Origin of the sequence: Spiroplasma endosymbiont of Seladonia tumulorum (assembly GCF_964020235.1) — a bacterium.
Taxonomy (GTDB): Bacteria; Bacillota_I; Bacilli_A; order Mycoplasmatales; family Mycoplasmataceae; genus Spiroplasma.
The window spans coordinates 1,894,061-1,916,253 of sequence record NZ_OZ026545.1 but is presented as its reverse complement, the minus strand read 5'-3'; the positions used below and the strand labels follow the sequence as shown (position 1 = coordinate 1,916,253).

Below are 22,193 nucleotides of genomic sequence, written 5' to 3'. Positions count from 1 at the left end.
CATAACGGTCATTAAAACTAGTTAATTACTATAAAGTATTAACTCCATAGAAAGGAGGTGATCCATCCGCACGTTCTCGTACGGATACCTTGTTACGACTTCACCCTAATCATCAATCCTACCTTGGGCGGCTTCCTCCTTGCGGTTAGAATACCGACTTCTGGTATTATCAACTCTCATGGTGTGACGGGCGGTGTGTACAAGACCCGAGAACGTATTCACCGCGACATTGCTGATTCGCGATTACTAGCGATTCCGGCTTCATGAGGGCGAGTTGCAGCCCTCAATCCGAACTGAGATCGGTTTTTTCAGATTAGCTCCCTCTTACGAGATCGCAACTGTTTGTACCGACCATTGTAGCACGTGTGTAGCCCAAGACATAAGGGGCATGCTGATTTGACGTCATCCCCACCTTCCTCTAGCTTACACTAGCAGTCCCGTTAGAGTATCTCAACTTAATGGAGTAACTAACGGCAAGGGTTGCGCTCGTTACTGGACTTAACCAAACACCTCACGGCACGAGCTGACGACAACCATGCACCACCTGTCTCAATGTTAACCTCCACTGTATTTCTACAGCTTTGCACTGGATGTCAAGCCTTGGTAAGGTTCTTCGCGTTGCTTCGAATTAAACCACATGCTCCACCGCTTGTGCGGGTCCCCGTCAATTCCTTTGAGTTTCACTCTTGCGAGCATACTACTCAGGCGGAGTACTTAATGCGTTAGCTGCAGCACCGAACTTAGCCCGACACTTAGTACTCATCGTTTACGGCGTAGACTACTAGGGTATCTAATCCTATTTGCTCCCTACGCTTTCGTGCCTAAACGTCAGTGATAGGCCAGTCGACCGCCTTCGCCACTGGTGTTCCTCCATATATCTACGCATTTCACCGCTACACATGGAATTCCATCGACCTCTCCTACACTCTAGCTTAACAGTTTTCAAGGCGAACTGGAGTTGAGCTCCAGGATTTGACCCCAAACTTGTTAAACCGTCTGCGCACGCTTTACGCCCAATAAATCCGGATAACGCTTGCCACCTATGTATTACCGCGGCTGCTGGCACATAGTTAGCCGTGGCTTTCTGGTAAGGTACCGTCAAATAAGTATCATTTCCTATACTTACTGTTCTTCCCTTACAACAGACCTTTACAATCCGAAGACCGTCTTCAGTCACGCGGCATTGCTCCATCAGGCTTTCGCCCATTGTGAAAAATTCCCTACTGCTGCCTCCCGTAGGAGTTCGGGCCGTGTCTCAGTCCCGATGTGGCCGATCAACCTCTCAGTTCGGCTACGTATCATTGTCTTGGTAGGCCATTACCCCACCAACTAACTAATACGCCGCATCCTCATCCATTAGTGATCCAAACGGACCTTTTAACATTCTCTGATGCCAGAAAATGTCGTATGCGGTATTAGCAGTCGTTTCCAACTGTTATCCCCCGCTAATGGGTAGATTAGATACGTGTTACTCACCCGTTCGCCACTGGGTGCAAGCACCCCGTTCGACTTGCATGTATTAGGCATGCCGCCAGCGTTCATCCTGAGCCAGGATCAAACTCTCATTAAAAAAATATCGTTTTTGTTCCTAGCTTTAATGACGGATATTCATTGATTAAATGATTATCTTTTGTTGTTATGTTTAGTTTTCAAAGATCGTTCTTGTGTCAGAAAAGCACCTTTTAAATCATACAAAATTATGCGTTTATTGTCAATAACTTTTGACTCTTTTTTTCATATTTTTAGTATTGTTTTTAATAATGTAAGTAAGTATTTTATTTACAATTAAGTAATAAATTACTACCAACTGACACCTTTATAAGTATATAAAATCCTCATTTTTTTTGCAAGTGTTTTTAGCAAAAATATTAATTTTTTTTATAAAAAATAAGGACCGTTGCAAAGATACGGGTTGTTAGTTAAAAACAAGATTATATCTTGTTTTTTCTTTTATGTTGTAAATTGTACTATGAAGTGTAGCACCCTACTTAATTTTATTATAACACCAATAAAATAAATGTTCAATATAATTTATTTTAAAAAAATTTAGTAGTTTTGTTTTAAATTTATGAATTTTGGCACACTGAAAAATAAAATGATTAAAATTTTTATAGGTAATTATATTAAAAATTAAACATTTGTATAAAAACTTCTTTTGAAGATAGTCAATGTAAAGATTTTTTAAGTTTAGAGTTTATTATATTAGCAACTTCTTGATAATAATTTCTTGAATAAATACTTAAATCAATTCCTTTGGAAAATCAATGTCTAAAATCACGAATTGCTCTTTCAACTTTGGGTTTTTGAGTTGGAGTTCTAGCATCACAAAAATATACTTTAGCATTTGTTATTTTTTCATTTTTTTCTCAATCAGCAAATTCTTTGCCTTGATCTGTTATTATTCCTTTGCATCTATCTTTAAAAAATCTGTTAGAAAAAATTCGTTTTAATGCGTTTGTAACTTCTTTTGTTGTTTTTTCTTTTAATGGTTCAATGATTTTAAATTGGGTTAATTCTTCGATTAAAACTAAACAAACACTATTATTTTTACCAACCATAGTGTCCATTTGAAATCAACCAAATTCATATTTATCATGTTTTGCTTCTTCAATAGTTCTAAAATTTCTTATTTTTCCACGGTTATCAATCCTATTTTTTGTTTTATATTTTCTACCATGAAAATACAAATTATCTTTCTTGAAATTTAAAAATCCCAAATGAATATATTTATATAAAGTTTTAAAACATACCGGAAATTTAATACCAAACTCTTTTTCATATTTTTTACAGATTTGTTCTGGTGAATCATGAAATTTGTTATATTTTTTATCTAGTCATTCTAAAATATTTAGCAATAATGATGATTTTTTAAAACATTTTTGTCGTTTTTGTAAATAATTTTCGTGTGCTAATTTAGCGTCATATTCATTATTTTTTAACCTTTTTATTTCTCGTCTAATTGTATTGCGATTTTTATGCAATATTTTTGCTATTTTAGATATATTGGATTTACCATTTTTTCTTTTTAAAGAATCAAGTTCTAATAAATCTTTTAACATTACTCTTTCTTTAAAAGTAAAATGATGCTTTGTTTTATCCATTTTAAAAAATCTTTTCTTTTATATACAAAGTTAATTATATAGTTTTTTGAGTTTTTGGGCGAGCGATTGATTTTCTTAAATTTTTGTGATAAAATGACTTACAAGTTAAAAAAGTTTTTGAGATTCTTTCAAACAAATTTGGGAACCTTTATAAAATTCTTCGCTTAACGCTTAGAATTTTTCCCAAGTATTTTGAAAAGCGCGGCAAAAGTTTTTTTAAATTTTAAGTAATTTTTCACAAAACTATAGAAAATCACCGCGAGCCCAGATTTAGTACAATATAATCAAAATAATAACCATTATAATTCATCTCCTTTCTAAAATAGACTTCTTGCGATACCTGGTTATTTATGCTTAAAAATTAATTAAAATTTTTAAAAATGCTTATTTTAAAGTTTAATTTAAATTTTTTAATTTGTAATTATCTTTATTTTTGTTAGTATCGCAAGAAGTCTAATATATTTAAAAGCGCTTGTATATATATAATGTCAATAGATCTTGATAAAAATTTTCAAGATGAAAGAAAGGAAATTATGCAAAATGAAAAAACTTTTAAGTTTATTAAGTGTATTAACTATTAGTGGAACTGCTGCACCAACAACAATTGCCGCTAGTCCTTATGAAAAAGAAGAAAAATTAAATAATAACATTGATTATTTACAAATAGATAATTCAGAAAATTTAATTAGAAATAAAAGACAAAATAGATCATTTAAAAATTATAATAATAAATTAACTATTGATAGAAATGATATAAATAAATATAAATTATCTATTAATGAATTAATTATTTAATAAATGAAAATATTATTGAAATCATATTTGAAAGTAACAACAATAATATATATCAAATAAAAAGAAATTATAATAGTAATATTAATAATTATTTAATAATACCTGTTGAAATTATTGACGGTAATGTAACAAGAAATATAGAATTAGTTATAAGATTAAGTAATTTTTATTTAGTTGGATTTATTGTTGGTACTGGAACTTTTCAAGGAAATACTATTAGAAATTATTATTATTTTACAGAAAACAATAATATGGATTTAACACATATAGACAATACTATTGCAGCTGATTTTAGTTTAAATTATAATGGAAATTATAATACCCTTATTAATACAAATAATTTTTCACTTAGTTGAGGTAATATTTTTGATGCATTTATTATTTTATCTAAAACAAATGCAAGTAATCGAAATTGAAATAATTTATGACCACATTTAGCGCGTGTTATTGTAACTACATCTGAGTCAATAAGATTTAGAAGTATATTTAATTTAATTTCAAATGAAATTCAAACTTATAGTAATGAATTATCTTGAAATAATGATATTAGTAATATTGTAACTAATTGACAAAGTAGAAGTAATAATATTATTGATGCAATTAATAATATTCAATCAAGATTTGGTAATAACAACGGGGTTATTAATGAATGATTTTATAATTTATTATCACAATTACCATTAAATACAATTGCTCAAGCTCTTGCAAATACAGATGTTAGAGTTATTCTTGGATTACTTTTACAACCAACATTAAATTGTAATAAAAAAACAAGAAGTATAAATAATAACATAAAAAATGAATATTGTGATGCAATTAAAGATAAAAATGAAGGTTATAATTTAGGTAACAGAAAAGTAACTGTAATTAAAATATTAAATGAAAATACAAAAGTAGGAAAATTACAAGCTGGTGATATTTATATTGGAACTACAAGCGGTGTATTTCTTTGATTTAAAAGAGATAATCAAATTAATGTTCATAAATTTAATGGCTTGGATTCTAATATAGAAGATATGTGATTTGATGGACAGGGAAGTATTTTTGTTAAAACAAATAACTTAAAATATCATTTAAATTTACATGGATGAGATAATCAAGCAGTATGTACAAGTGCTGAAGCACTTGGAATTGTTGGAAAAAATACTGCAAAAGGCGCTATAACAGGAGCTCTTATCGGCGCGTCTGTAGGTACAGCTATTTTTCCAGTTATTGGTACTGGAATTGGTACGTTTATTGGTTCTGTTTTTGGATCGGGTGCAGGCGCTAGTTATTCTATTGTAGATAGAATAAGTCATGATAAATGTTATTAAATATTTTAAAAAATAAATATGAAAAAAATATTAAGTCTTTTAAGTTCAAGCGTATTAATTGGAACAAGTACAACCAGTTTAGTTGCTTGTAATACATCACAATATACAGAAAAAGAATTATCAGATTTAAAAGAAAAAAATAATATAAAAACAAACGATGGTATTTTAGAATGAATAGCACCACAAGAAAAACCTTTTAAACAATTAGATAATAAATATTATTTTGTAATATGACGTGGTGATGAAAATTTTGATTGACGTATTATTAAATTTAAAAATGATACAGATGTAGGTTCTTCACAAAAGACAATTGATAATTTAAAAGATCAATATTATTTAATTTTAGGCAGTTATTTAGGTGTACGTGCCGTTAATTTATATATACACCAACCGGGATTTACTGGTTTTACACATTTATGAGTTAAAAATGATTGCAAGTATGTATTTCTATTTTTTCCGCTGACTTTAGTTCCAATAGTAGTATTTTGAATTAATTCTAAGTTAATATCTTTTCCTTCAATAATTTTTTCATTTGGTTTTTCAATAAAAATTGTAATATCATAATTTCCATAACCCCATATACCCGATATTTCAATTTGATTTAAAGTAAAAAGTTTTTCATCATAAGTTATTTTAATATTATCTTCAACTAAATTTTTAGTCATACGCATTCAAATTGCCTTAGAATAAAGTAATCTATATCATTGAGAAAAATAGTTTAAATATTCTTCTATTTTGTCATTAGAGATAATTAAATTTGTTAAATATTTGCCGTATTCACCATCTGATAGTTTAATTTCTGCCGGAATAAGAGAAGGAATATTATTTGTTTCTAATTCATTTGTTATTGATAATCAATTAAAATAATTTGTTTCTAATTGATAAATAGGGTTTTCTGAAATATCTTTGTTTTTAATAGTTACTTTAATTTCATCATTACCATTAATATTATTTTGTTGCTTTAAATTTTAGTCTATAATTTGCCCTGTTTTAGGTGAAATAAGTGGTGTATTTGGTTCTTTATCATCATTTCAACAATAAACAAATTTAAAATAATTATCATTTTTAACTCATAAATGTGTAAAACCAGTAAATCCCGGTTGGTGTATATATAAATTAACGGCACGTACACCTAAATAACTGCCTAAAATTAAATAATATTGATCTTTTAAATTATCAATTGTCTTTTGTGAAGAACCTACATCTGTATCATTTTTAAATTTAATAATACGTCAATCAAAATTTTCATCACCACGTCATATTACAAAATAATATTTATTATCTAATTGTTTAAAAGGTTTTTCTTGTGGTGCTATTCATTCTAAAATACCATCGTTTGTTTTTATATTATTTTTTTCTTTTAAATCTGATAATTCTTTTTCTGTATATTGTGATGTATTACAAGCAACTAAACTGGTTGTACTTGTTCCAATTAATACGCTTGAACTTAAAAGACTTAATATTTTTTTCATATTTATTTTTTAAAATATTTAATAACATTTATCATGACTTATTCTATCTACAATAGAATAACTAGCGCCTGCACCCGATCCAAAAACAGAACCAATAAACGTACCAATTCCAGTACCAATAATTGGAAAAATAGCTGTACCTACAGACGCGCCGATAAGAGCTCCTGTTATAGCGCCTTTTGCAGTATTTTTTCCAACAATTCCAAGTGCTTCAGCACTTGTACATACTGCTTGATTATCTCATCCATGTAAATTTAAATGATATTTTAAGTTATTTGTTTTAACAAAAATACTTCCCTGTCCATCAAATCACATATCTTCTATATTAGAATCCAAGCCATTAAATTTATGAACATTAATTTGATTATCTCTTTTAAATCAAAGAAATACACCGCTTGTAGTTCCAATATAAATATCACCAGCTTGTAATTTTCCTACTTTTGTATTTTCATTTAATATTTTAATTACAGTTACTTTTCTGTTACCTAAATTATAACCTTCATTTTTATCTTTAATTGCATCACAATATTCATTTTTTATGTTATTATTTATACTTCTTGTTTTTTTATTACAATTTAATGTTGGTTGTAAAAGTAATCCAAGAATAACTCTAACATCTGTATTTGCAAGAGCTTGAGCAATTGTATTTAATGGTAATTGTGATAATAAATTATAAAATCATTCATTAATAACCCCGTTGTTATTACCAAATCTTGATTGAATATTATTAATTGCATCAATAATATTATTACTTCTACTTTGTCAATTAGTTACAATATTACTAATATCATTATTTCAAGATAATTCATTACTATAAGTTTGAATTTCATTTGAAATTAAATTAAATATACTTCTAAATCTTATTGACTCAGATGTAGTTACAATAACACGCGCTAAATGTGGTCATAAATTATTTCAATTTCGATTACTTGCATTTGTTTTAGATAAAATAATAAATGCATCAAAAATATTACCTCAACTAAGTGAAAAATTATTTGTATTAATAAGGGTATTATAATTTCCATTATAATTTAAACTAAAATCAGCTGCAATAGTATTGTCTATATGTGTTAAATCCATATTATTGTTTTCTGTAAAATAATAATAATTTCTAATAGTATTTCCTTGAAAAGTTCCAGTACCAACAATAAATCCAACTAAATAAAAATTACTTAATCTTATAACTAATTCTATATTTCTTGTTACATTACCGTCAATAATTTCAACAGGTATTATTAAATAATTATTAATATTACTATTATAATTTCTTTTTATTTGATATATATTATTGTTGTTACTTTCAAATATGATTTCAATAATATTTTCATTTATTAAATAATTAATTCATTAATAGATAATTTATATTTATTTATATCATTTCTATCAATAGTTAATTTATTATTATAATTTTTAAATGATCTATTTTGTCTTTTATTTCTAATTAAATTTTCTGAATTATCTATTTGTAAATAATCAATGTTATTATTTAATTTTTCTTCTTTTTCATAAGGACTAGCGGCAATTGTTGTTGGTGCAGCAGTTCCACTAATAGTTAATACACTTAATAAACTTAAAAGTTTTTTCATTTTGCATAATTTCCTTTCTTTCATCTTGAAAATTTTTATCAAGATCTATTGACATTATATATATACAAGCGCTTTTAAATATATTAGACTTCTTGCGATACTAACAAAAATAAAGATAATTACAAATTAAAAAATTTAAATTAAACTTTAAAATAAGCATTTTTAAAAATTTTAATTAATTTTTAAGCATAAATAACCAGGTATCGCAAGAAGTCTATTTTAGAAAGGAGATGAATTATAATGGTTATTATTTTGATTATATTGTACTAAATCTGGGCTCGCGGTGATTTTCTATAGTTTTGTGAAAAATTACTTAAAATTTAAAAAAACTTTTGCCGCGCTTTTCAAAATACTTGGGAAAAATTCTAAGCGTTAAGCGAAGAATTTTATAAAGGTTCCCAAATTTGTTTGAAAGAATCTCAAAAACTTTTTTAACTTGTAAGTCATTTTATCACAAAAATTTAAGAAAATCAATCGCTCGCCCAAAAACTCAAAAAACTATATAATTAACTTTGTATATAAAAGAAAAGATTTTTTAAAATGGATAAAACAAAGCATCATTTTACTTTTAAAGAAAGAGTAATGTTAAAAGATTTATTAGAACTTGATTCTTTAAAAAGAAAAAATGGTAAATCCAATATATCTAAAATAGCAAAAATATTGCATAAAAATCGCAATACAATTAGACGAGAAATAAAAAGGTTAAAAAATAATGAATATGACGCTAAATTAGCACACGAAAATTATTTACAAAAACGACAAAAATGTTTTAAAAAATCATCATTATTGCTAAATATTTTAGAATGACTAGATAAAAAATATAACAAATTTCATGATTCACCAGAACAAATCTGTAAAAAATATGAAAAAGAGTTTGGTATTAAATTTCCGGTATGTTTTAAAACTTTATATAAATATATTCATTTGGGATTTTTAAATTTCAAGAAAGATAATTTGTATTTTCATGGTAGAAAATATAAAACAAAAAATAGGATTGATAACCGTGGAAAAATAAGAAATTTTAGAACTATTGAAGAAGCAAAACATGATAAATATGAATTTGGTTGATTTCAAATGGACACTATGGTTGGTAAAAATAATAGTGTTTGTTTAGTTTTAATCGAAGAATTAACCCAATTTAAAATCATTGAACCATTAAAAGAAAAAACAACAAAAGAAGTTACAAACGCATTAAAACGAATTTTTTCTAACAGATTTTTTAAAGATAGATGCAAAGGAATAATAACAGATCAAGGCAAAGAATTTGCTGATTGAGAAAAAAATGAAAAAATAACAAATGCTAAAGTATATTTTTGTGATGCTAGAACTCCAACTCAAAAACCCAAAGTTGAAAGAGCAATTCGTGATTTTAGACATTGATTTTCCAAAGGAATTGATTTAAGTATTTATTCAAGAAATTATTATCAAGAAGTTGCTAATATAATAAACTCTAAACTTAAAAAATCTTTACATTGACTATCTTCAAAAGAAGTTTTTATACAAATGTTTAATTTTTAATATAATTACCTATAAAAATTTTAATCATTTTATTTTTCAGTGTGCCAAAATTCATAAATTTAAAACAAAACTACTAAATTTTTTTAAAATAAATTATATTGAACATTTATTTTATTGGTGTTATAATAAAATTAAGTAGGGTGCTACACTTCATAGTACAATTTACAGATTTAAAAATTATGAGATTTAATTTTAGTTAATTTAAAATAATTTAATTTTAGTTTTTAAACTATTTTTTAGTATTTTAAAATATGAAATTATTTTTTGTATTTTTTTTTGTTATTATTTTTTTATAAAAGAAAAAAGTTTCTTGTTTTTAAATAAATTAAATAATATCCATTTATATGCAACACTCCCCAAAAATAATTACTTAAAAAGACCTTATTTTAACATCTTTTTCTTAAAATTATTGTTTTCCTTGCTATTAAATTTTAATTTATTTATATAAAAAGCCACTTCAAAAGAAATGGCTAATTGGTATTAAGTTAATAATATTAAGTAATGTTAGTTAAAACTGCTTAAATACGTAACACGGTCAGCAATTATATCGTTATAATAATTTTCTTCATCAAAATTATTGAAACGAAATGATTGAATTCGCCCTTTAACAGCAATAATTGCTTTATCACGTAAACTAATATATAAATCATCGATATTATTTGTTCATACTTTAACATTAACTAAATCATTATCATAGTTACCATCTTTATTTTTAAAAGGGCGCTGAATCTTTAGTAAAAATTTCATTAGTTTTCGTTCTGCTTCTTTTTTATCATAAATAATTTCATAAGTTTCTTCTACTTGCCCAACCAATATTACTTGATTCATTCTTTATCATCCTTTCTAAAAACAATCAATATAACTCAATACTAAAAAAATTATAAAAAACTTTTTTCAAAAGTAAGAAAAAATTCACAAAAAGCATTGTTATTTTTATTTTAAAAAATCAGCCCCTTTTTGAATTTCAACTTTTGATAAACCAGGATAATCTCATTGTCGCATAATTTCATAACCAACAATCCCAACTGTATTAGCAACATTTAAACTACGGACTTTTTCTGACATTGGAATACGAAAAGTTCGTGATAAATGTTCTTTCAAAATTGTTGTTGGAATACCAGTTGATTCACGCCCAAATAAAATAAAAACTTTTTCTTCCTTTGTAAAATCAATTGCACTATGTGGTTGTTGTGCATAACGAGTTGCACAATATAATTTAAGATTTGGATTTAATTGTGAAAAATGATTTCAATCATTATATGTTTCATAATCAGCAAACTCAACATAATTTGCACTACTGCGAGCAATAAATCGTTCATCAAAAATAAATCCAAATGGTTCAATTAAATGAAACTTAGCATTAATTGCAACACAAGTTCGCATAATGGCTCCAACATTTTGTGCAATTTCTGGTTCAAATAAAATAATGTTAATTTTTTTTGTTGTCTTCATCTTTTCCTCCTAGTCATCATTTTTTAAACATTTGAAAAGCCTTTGAACGATGCGAATACTTATTTTTCTCTTCTACAGTTAATTCAGCATAAGTTTGACCAATTTCTGGTAAGAAAAAAATTGCATCATAACCAAAAACATTATTACCAACTGGTTTTTCAGTAATAAGACCTTTTGTTATTCCTTGAAAATACCTTGTTTCGTTTGTACTTGGATTAATATAACATAAAACACAAACTGCTTGTGCATCACGTTCTTCTAGTGAACGACATTTTTCAATTAATAAATTATTAATAATATTATTATCCGTAATTGGTTCTGCTCAACGGCGAGTATTAACACCAGGAAAATTTCCTAAACCAATAATTTCTAATCCAGAATCATCCGCTAATACTGGCTTATTTAACATTTTGCTTAAATAATCAGCTTTTAAAAATGCATTTTCTTCAAAGGTTGTTCCTGTTTCAGGAATTTCAGGCACAGGTACTATTAAATCTAACAATGATTTAACAATTATATTAATACCTTCAAACATTTCTTTAAATTCTCGTACTTTGTTCTTATTACTAGTAGCAATTCAAATTTCATTCATTTTTTTATTTCCCCGCTTTTCTTAACTATATATATTGTATAATAAAATTAATAATATATAACAGACAGAATGGAAGTCAGAAATATGATGAAATACCAAATTAAAGCAAAATTAAATTTAGGTATTACTAACCAAAATTATCAAAGTATTGATAATCTTTTTATCCGTTATAGTAATCCTTTTACTAATTTATTCATTGATCATCAAAATGAAATTTTTGTTTTAGAACAAATTAAAAATGCCGATTTAACATTACCAATTGTAGATTATGGCTATGATGGTGATCATTTCTTTTTGGTTACACCATACTACCCAACTTTACAATCACTTAGTACGGTTAAACTTACAAACCAAGTCTTAAACCAAGTTGCTACAATAATTAAACAATTATGAGAAACTAAAATTAATCCAAATAATCAAATTAAAACATTTAATCCTAAGCAATTTTTAATAACATTAAAAACAGCAATTTGTAAACAATTGATAAATTTAGCTCCATATGAAGAGAAACTTGATTATTTAAAATTGCAACCAACAGAACTTGTTTTATGTCATAATGACTTAAATCATGGTAATTTAGTTTTTTTAAACCAAAAGCTTTATTTAATTGATTTTGAATATGCTATGCTAAATGATAAATTTTTTGATATTGCTTCATTTGCTTCTGAAACATTAACAACAAAAGCTGAACGAACTTATTGATTTAATCTTTTTAATTTAACATCACAACAACAAGAAAAAGTAGTAGCATGAATGTATTACCAAAACATTCTATGAATTTACTGAGCTAATTACATGTATGAACAGACAAAACAAAATATTTTCTTAACAATTATTAATTTAAAATTAACTAATTTACAAAAAAATAATTAAGGTTCTTTCTTTGTTACTGATAAATCAACTGGTGAATTATTGTAGAGTGCACCCATTTTAGTAAGTACTAATAAAAAAGTATTTACTATTTTTTTAATTATATCTTTTTCTTTACGATTTGAATATCATGTATTTCATTTTATAACATCTTGTATATATTCTTCATGTGAATTATATATTTTATTATGGATTGTAGCTTTCTTAAGTAATGAATGAAAACTTTCTATAACAATATTATCTGCACAGTGGTAATTTTTTCCCATTGAAATTGTAATACCGTTAGATAAACATTTATCGTGATAAATAGTGGATGTATATTGATATCCGTGATCTAAGTGAATTATATATTTAGTAATTCTTCGATAACCAAATTGTTTTAAATTTTCTTCATAGACTTTTACAATATCATTTATTGCTTTTTTATCTTTTTTGCTACTGTCATAATTTTTATATTTATCTCAATAACTACGTTTTAACCCTGTTACTTCTAGTAATAATTTTATTGAATATTCACAAAAATTTTGTTTAATAAAAGAGACAATTCTTAGTTTGCTTAATTGTAAAAGTCATGGAGCTTTTTTAATAATTCATACCTTGTTTTATAATATTCTAAATTTCTTTTGCCAAAAGAAATTTTAGGTCCTTTAGGATTGTTTAATTTTCCTTTTTTATGATTTGCTCATCAAGATTCTACTGTATTTGCATTTATATTATATTGTTTTGCTACTATTCAACAACTTTTTTGTTTAATTTCCTCAATGATTTTTGTTCTAAATTCTGATGTATATTTGTTATATTTTTGTCCTTTTTTTGCCATATAAAAATGCACCCCCTATAAAAATTTAGCAAAATCTTTTTTTATTTTACTTACTTTTTTGGGTGCACTCTAATTGTTTCTTTTTTATTAATAACTGGTGGCTCTAATTGTTTCTTACTTTTTTTTATTTGAAAATATCCACGAAGATTACGCATTCATACGGTCATAAATGTACCAACAAAAATAGCAATTAAGAGAAAAAGAAATGATACTAAGCAACGATATAAAATCTTATCTCATCCTCATCAATATCCAGTTAAATAAATTCCATATAACATTCAAGATAATGCAATAGTATAGGTAAACTGGTCAGCTTGATAAAAATGAAAATAAAACCCTAAACAAGTTAATAAAAAAACACTAAAAACCATTGTTAAACCAAAACCAATTCCAATGCCAACATCATAATGGTAGGCAAAACTTAAGTCAGGCGAAGTTAAAAAAAACAATAATAAAAATGGTCCTACAGCTTCAATGATTAAAAATAGAAGACTTTTTCAAAATGCTGTGCGTGAAGCATGAAATTCTAAATCATGTTGCATTTCTGGTGGTAAATGTTCTCAATTACTAGTAGATTCTTTTTTATTATCATTTTTAATGACTTTCATAACAATCACTAACTCCTCTTTTGCTCCTTGCCTTTTTATTTTAACATAAAAAAATTGTTAAACTAACAATTAATATCATGGAGCAGGTGAAGGGAATCGAACCCTCACAGTCAGCTTGGAAGGCTGAAGTTCTACCATTAAACTACACCTGCATTTTAATTTTAAATTTTATCCTAAACTACAGTAATATATATACCACTGTCTTAACATAATGTCAATTTTTTAAAAATAAAATAAATGGTACCCGAGACCGGACTTGAACCGGTACAGTTGTAAAACCGACGGATTTTAAGTCCGTTGCGTCTACCTATTCCGCCACTCGGGCATATATTTTTTATAAATGGTCTCCTGTAAAGGACTTGAACCTTTGACCCACTGGTTAAAAGCCAGTTGCTCTACCGACTGAGCTAACAGGAGACAATGGCTGGGCTAGCTGGATTTGAACCAGCGCATGAAGGAGTCAAAGTCCTTTGCCTTACCGCTTGGCTATAGCCCAAAATATACATAAAGATGGTGGAGGGGGAGGGATTCGAACCCCCGAACCCGAAGGAGCTGAGTTACAGTCAGATGTGTTTGGCCACTTCACTACCCCTCCAAAGAATGGTGCTGGCTAGAAGAATCGAACTCCCAACCTACTGATTACAAGTCAGTTGCTCTACCTATTGAGCTAAGCCAGCAGGAATCATTAATGGTCGGGTGTAACGGACTTGAACCGCTGACCACCTGCTTGTAAGGCAGGCGCTCTCCCAACTGAGCTAACACCCGATGACACAATGTAAGTATTGTGTTGAAACCTTTTTAATTTTATATAAAACAATAATTTTTGTCAATTAAAATATTTTTTTTAAGAAGATTACATTATCTAAAATCACTAATAAAAATGGATTTTAATATTATAAAATCCATTTTAAAAATCTTATTAATAACGACGTTGCATATGGTCAGATGCTTTATATTGTGGAATGTTAATCATATAACCATCTTCACGACGTCATAATCCTTTAATTACTTTTGTAATTAGATAAATCATAAAGATTGTTCCAATTAATGTTGCAGTAAAATTTAAAATATTAGCGAAAATTGCTAGTCCATTTTGTCCTTTTTGGAAGATACGTCCAAATGCTTCAATTAGTTTTAATAACGCCGTAATAATTTGGATCACTAACATTATTGTTACTAAAATAGTATAAACAGTTGAAACGAAACGTAATCATTTTCCATAAGAAGTTTCAGCCATCATATTAGCAACAACTTTATTACTATAAAAACCAGGGACAAAAATTAAACTTAAAACACTAACAACAGCTAAAACTCCCATCATAATGGAAAAATTTTGTTTTGAGTCTCCAACTCAAGTTTTATCTGTTGCCTTGTTATAAAAAATCATAATTGCAACAATACTAGCAAGAGCTGATACTAATCAAGCAGTCCCTAAATAACGGACAATAACAACGCGAGCATTTTTTGTTGCTTTAACATCAGTATCTGATAATCATGTTAATGCAAATGGTGCAAAAAAACCACCAATTGATAACGATAATACCGCTAAACTTCATTTGTTTGCACATAATTCGGCATCAGTACTGCTAATTGCATAACGAATCAATCCAATATTACAAATTATTGTTGTGAAAAATGAAAAAATCACTACTAGTAAAAGTACAACTTTAACACTTGTTAAATCAGCATATGAATTCATTAATCAAGTATTTGCAGCGTTGATATCACCAGGAAAAGTCCCATTGTTATATCGGCCTAAGTAATAAAAGTAAGCCCCTCCTGCTATTGCCATTCCCGCAATACCCACAATACTTGATAACACAATTCAAAATCTAGTAAAACCAAAATTTCTTGTCATCATTTGTATAATCACTATTCCTTTCTACAATTACATAATTAATTATATGCTGGTTTTAATATGATTACAAGATATTTTTTTATTCTTTTTTAAAAAGAAAACTCGGGTTTTTCCCTTATTTTATGGTACATTAAATAAGTGAGGTGAAATTAAAAAAATGAAAGCATTTGATTATGAAGACATTCAATTAATTCCAAAATTATGTGTTGTTAATTCTCGAAAAGAATGTGATACAACCGTTAAATTAGGAAAACATACTTTTAATTTACCTGTCGTACCTTCAAATATGGCAACGGTAGTGAATGAAGAATTATGTGAAAAATTAGCAGAAAAAAATTATTTTTACATTATGCATCGCTTTAACGTAGATCAAGTTAAGTTTATTAAACATATGAAAAGTAAAAACTTGGTTACATCAATTTCAGTTGGTGTTAAACCAGATGATTTTGCACTAATTGAAACATTAAAAAAAGAACAATTAGTACCTGACTATATCACAATAGATATTGCTCACGGTCATGCTTTTAGTGTAAAAAAAATGATTGAACATATTCGCAGCCATTTAGGTCATGAAACATTTATTATTGCAGGTAATGTTGGAACACCAAAAGCTGTTCGTGATTTAGAACAATGAGGCGCTGATGCAACAAAAGTTGGCATTGGACCCGGAAAAGTCTGTATTACTAAATTAAAGACTGGTTTTGGTAATGGTGGATGACAATTATCGGCTGTTAAATGATGTAGTAAAGGTAGTTCAAAACCAATTATTGCAGATGGTGGATTACGAGTTAACGGTGATATTGCGAAATCAATTCGAATGGGCGCAACAATATGCATGATTGGTAGTTTATTTGCTGCGCACCAAGAATCACCTGGAAAACAAGTTGAAAATAATGGTATTAAATATAAAGAATATTTTGGATCAGCAAGTGAATATAATAAAGGTGAAAAACGTTATGTTGAAGGTAAAAAAGAGTTAATTGAAATTCGTGGCAGCATTTTTGAAACATTACGTGAAATGACAGAAGATTTACAATCATCAATTTCATATGCTGGTGATAAAGATCTTTCGGCCATTAAAAAAGTTGATTATGTAATTTTAAAAGATAGTAATTTTTAAAAAAAATCCCATTTAAAATGGGATTTTTTTAACGAAAACTACGTGATTGTTCTTGTTTATAACGTCTTTTTTCTTTTTTGCTCATTCAGTGTTCACGTTTTCGGGCTTCTTTTCTTTTAACTGAAGAAACCTTGTTAAATCGTTTTAACGCTTTGTCTAGCGGTTCTCCTGCTTTGACAACAACAGTAGCCATAATATTTCAACTCCTAAAACTATATAAATTAACAATATCATCTTATCACACTTTTTTAACAAAACAAACTTTTCTAATTTTATGTATGCATAAAATTAAAATATTTATTGGAATATAAATATTTTAATTAATTTCTTTAAATTTCCTACCATATCTTAAACTTAATACCATATTTTTATTCTTTTTTTAACCTTTGTTAAAATTTGGTAGTATACATTATTTTGAGGTTTTTAATAAAATTAAGTAATTAGAAACAAATTAAGTTTCGCTTATAACTAAATTGTAACAAAATTTATAAAAAATTCAACTTTTTTTAAAGCATAATTTTTATTTGAAGAAATAATTTATAAAATTATAAATTTTGACACACTAAAAAATACTTTTGAAAATAGTACAGAAAAAACAATTAATATGATTTATTGACCAATTAAATAAAAATGTTATAATTATAATTAATCAAAGTGGAGTTGGTATCTATTTTAAAAGTAATAGGCTCGGTGGTTTACAGCCTACTCCACTTTTTTCTTTTTTATCTTGGTTTAATTGTAATTTTAACAGGTTTTTTATTTTTTATAAAGATAAAAATTGATTTTGAGATTGATTTAAATTAAATATATTAAATTCAATTTTTTCTTTATTATTTTTATTAGTTTTATCAACTTTCTCATCATTAATTTGATTATTAAGTTTTAACATAGAAGCAATTAACATATTGATAAATGTTTCTTTACAATATATTTTCGCGCCACGCCCTTTAACAGCCTTAATATAATGTGATACATCACCTTCAACATGACAACCAATATTATATTCTAACGCTTGATTTTCAATTCCTTCTTTATTATTTTTAATTAATTCAATAGTTTCTAATAAAAATATTTTTTTATTACCATTAACATATGGTAAATGACATATTAAAAAATCTAATAATAATTTATAATTTCCAGTAAAGAAATATATTTTTGCTAATTTATATTTTATTCTATGAATTTTGATTCTATTTCGATTTGGGAATAATTGTTTAAATCTATTTGATAAATGAAATTTATCTAAACTATATGATACAGTGTTATTTTTATATTTTGCTTTTACTGCTCTATAAATTTTTTTAATTTGTTTTTCACCATCACTTAATATTAATATTTTATTATCTTCATTAATATCATAAGTATCCATTGATTTAAAAATTTTATCAATAAAATTATCAATATTAGATTTATCATTTTTATTCTTATGATTTTTATTCATCATTTGAAAAACGCCTTTTTTCTTTTTCGTTTTTTTTCTGGTTTTTGTTGACTTTTCTTCATCAACACCAACATGCATAGTTGAAAGAAATATTTTATTTTCAACTCTTTTTTTATTTTCTCGCATTGGCACAAAAGCCCCGTCAACTTGAATATATAAAACATTATTTGGAATTTTAATTTTATTGTTATTTTTATTACTAATGTAATCGGTTTCTTCTAAATCTGCATTTTTAAAAATATTAGATATTGTTCTTTCACTAATATTAGCGTTTTCGACAGTATCTAAAATATCTTTATATCTTTTTCCATCACCCATAAATGAAGTAATTTTATTTATTAAATTTTGTTCATTTCTTTGGTATTTTTTTAAACCTAATTCTTCATCCAAAGGATAGCGATTTATATATTCATTTTTTTCTTCATCATATTTAACATATCTTCTTCTTTTTAAAGGTATATCTCCATCTTCTGTTCTAATTGTTTTTGGTATTTTTGATACAACCTTATATCCTTGTAATATTTGTCCTTGTTGATATAATTTAAATATCTCATTATCTCTTTCAATCAAGAAATTTTTAGTTTCATTTTTTGTTTCTATTCTTTTATTTTCTTTATAATTTCCTAATAAATTTTGTTTAAATTCCATTTTATAATTTCCTTTCGTAATTAAACAATTTTTTTAAATTATGATACTTAATTGATACTTAATACTTCATATAATCTTATCAAAAAAAAGGAGGCTAATTAAAAATGCAAGATTTTACAAAAATTAATAACAAAAAACGAATTACTAGTTATGAACATTTAAATAAAAAATATGATTTAAATTTCAGTGACTATAATTTTGGCTTTGATTGAAAAGTATTTAAAGATTTTGTTGGTGATAGTTATGCCCGATATTTTACTTCGCCAACTTTTTTTAAGTTTGTTTCAGCGGGGCGTGGTACTAATAAAACATGAAATCATTTAGCAGAAAAATTATTTTTTGCTTGTAATTTTACCAATGCTTCATCTAATATTCTACGAAGATATGCCAACACTCACGAAGATACTACATTTGGCGATACAATTAATGTCTGCAACTATCTATATGATAAATATGGGATTGATATAGGACCTAACAATGAAAATGGCATTGTTTGACCTAAAAATGTTAAAGAAGGTGGCGAAATTGTTTTTCCTAGTGGTGTTCGCATTGCTTTTGCGGGTTATGCTAATGGTAATAAAATTATGGGAAAAGTTGGTAAAGGTAGTGGTATTATATCGGCGTGAACAGATGAAATGATACATGCTGAAGAAAAAGAAATTTTAACGGACAAAGAACTAGATAAAAGATATAATAATTTAAGAGTTTCAATGTTTCGTTCAAAAAGTTTAAAAGTATCTTATGAAAAATATATAGACGAAAATGATAATGAACAATATAATTTAGATAATCCTATTCCAGTAACAGAATTATCTTGGACATTTCAAGAATGAGACAACATAGCAAAACAATACATAACAGTAACAACATATTTTCATAAAACATATTCTAATCAATTTACTTTTAATCCTTTTGATAAGTACCATGTCTTTTATGAAAAATTTGTAACCCCATATTTACCCTTAAATGAAAGAATTAAAAATATTTTAAAAGAACACAATCAAGTATATTCAGAAAACAAAAAAGCATTTAATGGTTTGGGTATTTTTAATTTACGATTAACAATGGGTGCTGTTTGAAATAAAATACCTAATATTACTAAAAAACTTGTTTTAACAAACAAACAAGAACGACCTGATTTATTTGAACTTGAATACTACGGTTTTGAATATAACGATAATGACCCCAGTATTTATGTTTTACGAAATTATCGTAAATATATTAAAGAGTATAATTTACAAGATTTTTATAATTCCAATACAAAACAGTATCAATTTGATAGTTATTCAATTGGTGTGGATTATGCTAATGGTAGTGAAGACCACACGGTGTTTTTATTTAGTGGTTATAAAATTAATGAAAATAATGAATATGATAAATATTTAATTGAAGAAAATGTTGTTACCCCCAAAAAACGCAATGAATTTAAATGAAATAGTTGAACATTACGGACAATGAATAATCAATACTTTTGATAAATTTTATGGTTTTGAATATGCTACATTTCATTATGATATTAATGCCCACGATTTTATGCAAAAATTGCAAGAAGATATTTACCCTTATTTGGGTTATAAAATTAAAATGTTTAAAGCTAAAAAACATCAAACTTCGTTGAATAAAGAAGCGGGTATAATCAATCGTGTAACATGAATAAGAAAAATGTTTGTCCAAGGCAAAATATATGGCATTTTAAATAATTTTCCATTTTTAGATAAGTGCATTAGTGAACTAAGATTTAGTGATACCAAAACAAACACACCCGATAGTAAAATGTACCATGACCCATATGATGCTTTGTTTTATGGTTCTTATCCATATCGTTTTAAAATGAAAATATAAAAAAGGTTTTAAAAACCTTCTAAAATTTATAAATTTTATTTACTTTTTATTTATTAAATAATTAGTATTTAATGATTTTTCTAAACTAGGTGATTTTTCTTGTATTTTATTACCATCATCATTTTTCAATAGTTCAAGATGACAATTTTTATAACTTAATTTAAGATGTTTTCTAACTAAATTAAAATCTAGTATCTCAACTTCAATTTCATCACCAACATCAAAAAACCTCTAATATCTCTAACAAAGTAATCTGAAATCTCACTAATATGAATTAAACCACCAGCCTTTTCTGCTCTACAAAAAGCACCATAAGGTGTAATGTTTGTTATTTTAACATTAACTTTATTTCCTTTTTTATACATAAAATTAAATATACTTCCTTTCTTTAAATGCTTTAATTATATCATTAAGACTATAAAAATCATTTGCAGGAATTGGGCGAGCGGTTGATTTTCTTAAATTTTTGTGATAAAATGACTTACAAGTTAAAAAAGATTTTGAGATTCTTTCAAATAAATTTGGGAACCTTTATAAAATTCTTCGCTTAACGCTTAGAATTTTTCCCAAGTATTTTGAAAAGCGCGGCAAAAGTTTTTTTAAACTTTAAGGCATTTTTCGCAAAACTTATGAAAATCCCGCGAGCCCAGATTGATTAAAAACTTTAAATAATATTGAAAGGATAATTATTATGAAGTTGTTGAAATTAGTTAAAAAACATAAAATAATATCAATATATATAATATTATCTACCATTTTAATTTTATGCATGATTGTATTAGTTACACTTACTGCAATTACTCATGAAAAAGACAAAAAATATAGAACTTTTTTTGAAAGAGATAATACTACAATAGTTTGTAATAAAGGTGAAAAAATTGGAAAAATGAAAATAAGATACAAAACAAAAGATAATAAAAATTTACAAAAATATGCAATAAAACTTTATTGTACAAACAATCCAATTGTTGAAGGAAGTTATCCTGATAAATTATATTCTATTGCCTTAGGAGGATTTTTCAATAAATTTGAAAAAAAAATGAATTTATATAGTTTTAATATAGATACATGAAATTCAGATGTTTATTCAAAAGAATGAGATAGAAAATATCCTGATGATTATTTCATAAATTAAAAAAGTCATTTTAATAAATGAC

Annotated in this window: 23 protein-coding genes, 7 tRNA genes and 1 rRNA gene; 9 read left to right on the top strand and 22 right to left on the bottom strand. The window is 26.4% G+C overall.

What is annotated here, in order from left to right; translation table 4 throughout:
* Nucleotides 1–50: 50 nt before the first annotated feature.
* Nucleotides 51–1,570, bottom strand: a 16S ribosomal RNA gene (locus AACL22_RS12215).
* 553 nt (nt 1,571–2,123) lie between these two features.
* The gene (locus AACL22_RS12210; RefSeq protein WP_338992471.1) at nt 2,124–3,101 is read right to left on the bottom strand and encodes an IS30 family transposase; all 978 of its coding nucleotides are present in this window, start codon (nt 3,099–3,101) and stop codon (nt 2,124–2,126) included.
* A gap of 540 nt (nt 3,102–3,641) precedes the next feature.
* On the opposite strand from AACL22_RS12210, the gene AACL22_RS12205 reads away from it, so the two are divergent.
* The 3 genes from AACL22_RS12205 to AACL22_RS12195 all read left to right on the top strand — a co-directional run bounded on the left by AACL22_RS12205 (nt 3,642) and on the right by AACL22_RS12195 (nt 5,773).
* Nucleotides 3,642–3,896, top strand: coding sequence for a hypothetical protein (locus AACL22_RS12205; RefSeq protein ID WP_338992474.1), 255 nt, complete (start codon nt 3,642–3,644; stop codon nt 3,894–3,896).
* Nucleotides 3,897–4,147: 251 nt separating this feature from the next.
* Nucleotides 4,148–5,209: a ribosome-inactivating family protein gene (locus AACL22_RS12200; RefSeq protein ID WP_338992484.1), complete on the top strand. Its 1,062-nt coding sequence runs from the start codon at nt 4,148–4,150 to the stop codon at nt 5,207–5,209.
* Between the two features lie 18 nt (nt 5,210–5,227).
* Nucleotides 5,228–5,773, top strand: coding sequence for a lipoprotein (locus tag AACL22_RS12195; protein WP_338992481.1), 546 nt, complete (start codon nt 5,228–5,230; stop codon nt 5,771–5,773).
* 404 nt (nt 5,774–6,177) lie between these two features.
* Here the strand turns inward: AACL22_RS12195 and AACL22_RS12190 are convergent, their stop codons facing one another.
* The 3 genes from AACL22_RS12190 to AACL22_RS12180 form a co-directional block, all read right to left on the bottom strand.
* On the bottom strand, nt 6,178–6,681 hold the full coding sequence (locus AACL22_RS12190) for a lipoprotein (protein ID WP_338992480.1): 504 nt from the start codon (nt 6,679–6,681) through the stop codon (nt 6,178–6,180).
* Nucleotides 6,682–6,699: 18 nt separating this feature from the next.
* The gene (locus AACL22_RS12185; RefSeq protein WP_338992477.1) at nt 6,700–7,761 is read right to left on the bottom strand and encodes a ribosome-inactivating family protein; all 1,062 of its coding nucleotides are present in this window, start codon (nt 7,759–7,761) and stop codon (nt 6,700–6,702) included.
* A gap of 251 nt (nt 7,762–8,012) precedes the next feature.
* A complete protein-coding gene (locus AACL22_RS12180; protein WP_338992474.1) occupies nt 8,013–8,267 on the bottom strand; it encodes a hypothetical protein in 255 nt (84 codons plus the stop codon).
* Between the two features lie 540 nt (nt 8,268–8,807).
* On the opposite strand from AACL22_RS12180, the gene AACL22_RS12175 reads away from it, so the two are divergent.
* Nucleotides 8,808–9,785 carry an IS30 family transposase gene (locus AACL22_RS12175; RefSeq protein WP_338992471.1) on the top strand — a complete coding sequence of 326 codons (978 nt, stop codon included), beginning with the start codon at nt 8,808–8,810 and terminating at the stop codon, nt 9,783–9,785.
* A gap of 504 nt (nt 9,786–10,289) precedes the next feature.
* On the opposite strand, the gene AACL22_RS12170 is transcribed toward AACL22_RS12175, so the two are convergent.
* The 3 genes from AACL22_RS12170 to rdgB all read right to left on the bottom strand — a co-directional run bounded on the left by AACL22_RS12170 (nt 10,290) and on the right by rdgB (nt 11,829).
* Nucleotides 10,290–10,613 (bottom strand): single-stranded DNA-binding protein, encoded by a 324-nt coding sequence (locus AACL22_RS12170; RefSeq protein WP_338992469.1) that lies wholly within the window; start codon nt 10,611–10,613, stop codon nt 10,290–10,292.
* Between the two features lie 105 nt (nt 10,614–10,718).
* Complete coding sequence (locus AACL22_RS12165) at nt 10,719–11,237, bottom strand: tRNA (cytidine(34)-2'-O)-methyltransferase (protein ID WP_338992467.1); 519 nt, start codon at nt 11,235–11,237, stop codon at nt 10,719–10,721.
* Entirely contained in the window at nt 11,215–11,829 is a 615-nt protein-coding gene (gene rdgB, locus AACL22_RS12160; RefSeq protein WP_338992464.1) for an RdgB/HAM1 family non-canonical purine NTP pyrophosphatase, read from the bottom strand. The genes AACL22_RS12165 and rdgB overlap by 23 nt, the downstream gene beginning before the upstream one ends.
* A 69-nt stretch (nt 11,830–11,898) precedes the next feature.
* Between rdgB and AACL22_RS12155 the strand changes: the two genes are divergently transcribed.
* Nucleotides 11,899–12,702: a phosphotransferase gene (locus AACL22_RS12155; RefSeq protein ID WP_338992463.1), complete on the top strand. Its 804-nt coding sequence runs from the start codon at nt 11,899–11,901 to the stop codon at nt 12,700–12,702.
* On the opposite strand, the gene AACL22_RS12150 is transcribed toward AACL22_RS12155, so the two are convergent.
* The 11 genes from AACL22_RS12150 to AACL22_RS12100 all read right to left on the bottom strand — a co-directional run bounded on the left by AACL22_RS12150 (nt 12,699) and on the right by AACL22_RS12100 (nt 15,988).
* The gene (locus AACL22_RS12150) at nt 12,699–12,965 is read right to left on the bottom strand and encodes a hypothetical protein (protein WP_338992460.1); all 267 of its coding nucleotides are present in this window, start codon (nt 12,963–12,965) and stop codon (nt 12,699–12,701) included. The two genes, AACL22_RS12155 and AACL22_RS12150, sit on opposite strands and share 4 nt — an antisense overlap.
* Before the next feature lie 290 nt (nt 12,966–13,255).
* Nucleotides 13,256–13,519: a hypothetical protein gene (locus AACL22_RS12145; protein ID WP_338988671.1), complete on the bottom strand. Its 264-nt coding sequence runs from the start codon at nt 13,517–13,519 to the stop codon at nt 13,256–13,258.
* Nucleotides 13,520–13,569: 50 nt separating this feature from the next.
* Nucleotides 13,570–14,127, bottom strand: coding sequence for a DxFTY motif-containing membrane protein (locus AACL22_RS12140; RefSeq protein WP_338992458.1), 558 nt, complete (start codon nt 14,125–14,127; stop codon nt 13,570–13,572).
* A 78-nt stretch (nt 14,128–14,205) separates the two neighbouring features.
* Nucleotides 14,206–14,279 (bottom strand) — tRNA-Gly (locus tag AACL22_RS12135).
* An 86-nt stretch (nt 14,280–14,365) separates the two neighbouring features.
* Nucleotides 14,366–14,452: transfer RNA gene (locus tag AACL22_RS12130), tRNA-Leu, on the bottom strand.
* Nucleotides 14,453–14,468: 16 nt separating this feature from the next.
* Nucleotides 14,469–14,544: transfer RNA gene (locus AACL22_RS12125), tRNA-Lys, on the bottom strand.
* A 4-nt stretch (nt 14,545–14,548) separates the two neighbouring features.
* Nucleotides 14,549–14,623: transfer RNA gene (locus AACL22_RS12120), tRNA-Gln, on the bottom strand.
* 15 nt (nt 14,624–14,638) lie between these two features.
* Nucleotides 14,639–14,722 (bottom strand) — tRNA-Tyr (locus AACL22_RS12115).
* Between the two features lie 6 nt (nt 14,723–14,728).
* Nucleotides 14,729–14,804: transfer RNA gene (locus AACL22_RS12110), tRNA-Thr, on the bottom strand.
* A 12-nt stretch (nt 14,805–14,816) separates the two neighbouring features.
* A tRNA-Val gene (locus AACL22_RS12105) sits at nt 14,817–14,892 on the bottom strand.
* A 154-nt stretch (nt 14,893–15,046) separates the two neighbouring features.
* Nucleotides 15,047–15,988 carry a hypothetical protein gene (locus AACL22_RS12100; RefSeq protein ID WP_338992455.1) on the bottom strand — a complete coding sequence of 314 codons (942 nt, stop codon included), beginning with the start codon at nt 15,986–15,988 and terminating at the stop codon, nt 15,047–15,049.
* A gap of 154 nt (nt 15,989–16,142) precedes the next feature.
* Between AACL22_RS12100 and AACL22_RS12095 the strand changes: the two genes are divergently transcribed.
* On the top strand, nt 16,143–17,105 hold the full coding sequence (locus AACL22_RS12095) for a GMP reductase (RefSeq protein WP_338992453.1): 963 nt from the start codon (nt 16,143–16,145) through the stop codon (nt 17,103–17,105).
* A 28-nt stretch (nt 17,106–17,133) separates the two neighbouring features.
* Here the strand turns inward: AACL22_RS12095 and rpsU are convergent, their stop codons facing one another.
* Together rpsU and AACL22_RS12085 are read right to left on the bottom strand one after the other, a co-directional pair.
* Complete coding sequence (rpsU, locus tag AACL22_RS12090; RefSeq protein WP_004028656.1) at nt 17,134–17,298, bottom strand: 30S ribosomal protein S21; 165 nt, start codon at nt 17,296–17,298, stop codon at nt 17,134–17,136.
* Between the two features lie 570 nt (nt 17,299–17,868).
* Nucleotides 17,869–19,194, bottom strand: coding sequence for an Mbov_0401 family ICE element transposase-like protein (locus AACL22_RS12085; protein WP_338992450.1), 1,326 nt, complete (start codon nt 19,192–19,194; stop codon nt 17,869–17,871).
* Between the two features lie 104 nt (nt 19,195–19,298).
* Between AACL22_RS12085 and AACL22_RS12080 the strand changes: the two genes are divergently transcribed.
* A complete protein-coding gene (locus tag AACL22_RS12080; RefSeq protein ID WP_338992447.1) occupies nt 19,299–20,672 on the top strand; it encodes a hypothetical protein in 1,374 nt (457 codons plus the stop codon).
* Nucleotides 20,614–21,036 carry a hypothetical protein gene (locus AACL22_RS12075; protein ID WP_338991775.1) on the top strand — a complete coding sequence of 141 codons (423 nt, stop codon included), beginning with the start codon at nt 20,614–20,616 and terminating at the stop codon, nt 21,034–21,036. Before AACL22_RS12080 ends, AACL22_RS12075 begins: the two co-directional genes overlap by 59 nt.
* Nucleotides 21,037–21,224: 188 nt before the next feature.
* Here the strand turns inward: AACL22_RS12075 and AACL22_RS12070 are convergent, their stop codons facing one another.
* The gene (locus tag AACL22_RS12070) at nt 21,225–21,401 is read right to left on the bottom strand and encodes a S1 RNA-binding domain-containing protein (RefSeq protein WP_338992444.1); all 177 of its coding nucleotides are present in this window, start codon (nt 21,399–21,401) and stop codon (nt 21,225–21,227) included.
* A 326-nt stretch (nt 21,402–21,727) separates the two neighbouring features.
* Here AACL22_RS12070 and AACL22_RS12065 point away from each other — a divergent pair, with 326 nt between their 5' ends.
* Nucleotides 21,728–22,171, top strand: coding sequence for a hypothetical protein (locus AACL22_RS12065; protein ID WP_338989074.1), 444 nt, complete (start codon nt 21,728–21,730; stop codon nt 22,169–22,171).
* Nucleotides 22,172–22,193 lie beyond the last annotated feature (22 nt).